Source organism: Dehalococcoidia bacterium (assembly GCA_035310145.1).
GTDB lineage: Bacteria > Chloroflexota > Dehalococcoidia > CAUJGQ01 > CAUJGQ01 > CALFMN01.
This window is the reverse complement of the sequence record DATGEL010000075.1, coordinates 1-3082: the sequence shown is the minus strand read 5'-3', so window position 1 is coordinate 3082 and position 3082 is coordinate 1. Positions and strand designations below refer to the sequence as shown.

The following is a 3082-nucleotide window of genomic DNA, read 5'->3' as shown; positions in this document are numbered from 1 at the left end:
GCACGGCGCCCTACGAGCAGCGCGCCACCCTCGTGCTGAAGATCGCCGAGACGCTACGCGCCCAGAAGGAGCGGCTCGCGAAGATCATCACGCTGGAGATGGGCAAGCCCATCGCCGAGGCCGAGGCCGAGGTCGAGAAGTGCGCCTGGAACTGCGAGTTCTACGCCGATCACGCCGAGCGGCTGCTGGCCGAGGAGCCGGTTGGCACGAACGCGACCGAGAGCTACGTCGAGTTCGAACCGATTGGGCCGGTGCTGGCGGTGATGCCCTGGAACTTCCCCTTCTGGCAGGTGTTCCGCTTCGCCGCGCCGGCGCTGATGGCGGGCAACACGGCGCTGCTGAAGCACGCCTCCAACGTGCCGCAGTGCGCCCTCGCCATCGAGGAGGTCTTCCGCGACGCCGGGCTGCCGCAGGGCTGCTTCCGCACGCTGCTGATCCCCGGCTCGGCGGTCGAAGCGGTGATCGCCGACAAGCGGGTGCGCGCCGTCACGCTCACCGGCAGCGACGAGACGGGCACGAAGGTCGCGGCCGCCGCCGGTCACCATCTGAAGAAGACGGTGCTGGAGCTGGGCGGCTCCGACCCGTTCATCGTGCTGGCCGACGCGGACCTGGACGGCGCCGCGGCCACGGCGGCCCGCGCCCGCTTCCAGAACACCGGCCAGTCTTGCATCGCCGCCAAGCGCTTCATCGTGGAAGAGGCGGTGGCCGCGCCCTTCCTCGAGCGCTTCAAGGCCGAGGTCGAGCGGCTGGCCGTGGGCGACCCGCTCGACCGAGGTAGCCAGGTTGGCCCCATGGCCCGCGACGACCTGCGCGACGACCTGGACCGCCAGGTGCGCGACTCGATCGCGCAGGGCGCCGGCGTGGTGACGGGCGGCAAGCGCCGCGCCGGTCGCGGCTATTTCTACGAGCCGACGATCCTCTCCGGTGTGACGGCGCGGATGCCCGCCTTCCGCGAGGAGACGTTCGGTCCGGTTGCCGCCGTGATCGTGGCCGGGAACGCGGACGAGGCGATCGCGCTGGCGAACGACTCGGAGTTCGGCCTGGGCGCGGCGCTGTGGACGCGGGACCTGGCGCGGGCGCGGCAACTGGCGCGGCGCATTGAGTCGGGCTCGGTTTTCATCAACGGCATGGTGGCCTCGGACCCGCGGCTGCCGTTCGGCGGCGTCAAGCGCAGCGGCTACGGGCGGGAGCTCTCCTCGTTCGGCATCAGGGAGTTCGTCAATATCCAATCCGTGTGGATCGGCCCGGCCACGCAGGCCGCCGCGCCGCAGCAGCAGGCGAAGGCGGCGGTGGAGTAGCCGGCACACACGCCCCTTGTCGCTTGTGATTGCAGAGTTCGCCGGTGCCGCTGACTTCTCCGTACCTGACGGGGATTCCGCTGGCTCGGCCGCTGCGTGAGGCGGATCCGGTCGCGCACCCCGCAAGCCGCGCACTACCCCGCGCCCCGGCTCTCTCAGACAGCCCGCAATCGTCTCGCGGTCTCAGGGCCACAGGTGCATAGGTGTACGGGAGAGAAAGGGGTTGGGGTATGAGTGCCGTCCTCCGATCTTGCATGCTAGCATGCGATACAGATAGAACACAGGCAGCGTTGGCAAGGGAGCCGTGCAATGGTGCAGACCGACCAGTGGAGCCCCGCCCAGTACAACAAGTTCCGCACGGAGCGCATGCAGCCGTTCTTCGACCTCGTGGCGCTGATTCGCCCGCGCGACGGCATGCAGGCGATCGACCTCGGCTGCGGCACCGGCGAGCTGACTGCACTGCTCGCCGAACGCCTGCCCGCGGCCACGGTGCTCGGCGTCGACTCCTCCGCGGCCATGCTGGAGCAGGCAGCGCCCCGCGCCGGCGCCCGCCTCAGCTTCGCGCGCCAGGCCGCGGCGACGCTCGCGGACTTCTCCGCCTACGACCTGGTCTTCTCGCACGCCGCCCTGCAATGGGTTCCGAACAACGAAGGGCTGATGCGGCGTATCCTCGGCTCGCTGCGGCCCGGCGCGCAAATCGCCGTGCAGTTGCCCAACAATGAGGCGCACCCCTCGCATGTCGAGGCACAGGCGCTGGCCGCCGAGCCGCCGTTCCGCGAACAGCTCGGTGGCTTCGTGCGGCGCAGCGAGGCGCTGCCGCTGGAACGGTACGCGGAGCTGCTCCACGAGCACGGCTTCCGCGAGCAGGCCTGCTTCGAGAAGATCTACGGCCACGAGCTCCCGTCTTCGAGCGACGTGGTGGAGTGGGTGAAGGGCACCAGCCTCGGCTCGTACCTGTCGCGGCTGAATGCGGCGGACGCGGCAGCCTTCCAGGCGGCCTACCGGGCGCGGCTGCTGTCGCGCATCGGCGAGCAGGCGCCCTACTTCTATCCCTTCCGCCGCATGCTGTTCTGGGGCATAAAGGCCTGAAGAACCGGGCCGCGCCGCGTGCTCGCTCACAGCCCCTTGATGAACTCGATCAGCGCGGCGTTGACCTCGTCGGGGCGCTCCTGCTGTGTCCAGTGGCCGCAGCCGGGCAGCATCACCGTCTTCGTCAGGTTCGGAACGAAGGCCTTCAGCCCCGCGATCAGCTCGCTGAAGCCGGGGAACTGCACCACCAGGTCGCGGTCGCCGGCCATATAGAGCGCCGGCGGCAGGACCTGCGCCCCGTTCCAGGCCGCGGTCAGCTCCCAGGTCAGGTCCATCGCCCGGTACCAGTTCAGCCCGCCCGTGAAGCCCGTGCGGCTGAACTCGGCCGTGTAGAAGTCGATGTCGGCCTCCGTCAGCCAGGGCGGCAGCGACTGCGGCGCCGCCATCGCGCCGAGAAAGCCCTGCGGCACCACGCCCACCGGCCCTTCGCCGCGCGGCGCGTCGCCCGAGGCGCTGTACAGCGTGCGGCGCATCGTCTCGCGCACGTCGCGCTCCAACTCCTGCTCGGCCACGCCCGGCTGCTGGAAGTAGACGATGTAGAAGTTCTCGCCCGCGGCGGCGCGCAGGGCGGCGATGGGGGGCGTGGGGGCGCGGGGCGTGTAGGGCACGCTCAAGCCCACCACGCCGCGGATGCGCTCCGGCCGCAGCAGCGCCGTCTGCCAGGCCAGCGGCGCCCCCCAGTCGTGGCCCACGAT

The 3082-nt window shown here is 70.6% G+C and carries 3 protein-coding genes; 2 read left to right on the top strand and 1 reads right to left on the bottom strand.

The window, feature by feature from the left end; all coding sequences use genetic code 11:
• Together VKV26_14075 and VKV26_14070 are read left to right on the top strand one after the other, a co-directional pair.
• On the top strand, positions 1 to 1298 hold a 1298-nt coding region (locus tag VKV26_14075), incomplete at its 5' end, for an NAD-dependent succinate-semialdehyde dehydrogenase (protein HLZ71024.1).
• A gap of 309 nt (positions 1299 to 1607) precedes the next feature.
• Positions 1608 to 2387, top strand: coding sequence for a methyltransferase domain-containing protein (locus VKV26_14070; protein ID HLZ71023.1), 780 nt, complete (start codon positions 1608 to 1610; stop codon positions 2385 to 2387).
• A gap of 26 nt (positions 2388 to 2413) precedes the next feature.
• On the opposite strand, the gene VKV26_14065 is transcribed toward VKV26_14070, so the two are convergent.
• A partial coding sequence (locus VKV26_14065; GenBank protein ID HLZ71022.1) for an alpha/beta hydrolase occupies positions 2414 to 3082 on the bottom strand: 669 nt, incomplete at its 5' end.

Excerpts from the sequence above, each read along its gene's own strand:
- VKV26_14070 (HLZ71023.1), top strand. The coding sequence starts at position 1,608 with ATGGTGCAGACCGACCAGTGGAGCCCCGCCCAGTACAACAAGTTCCGC.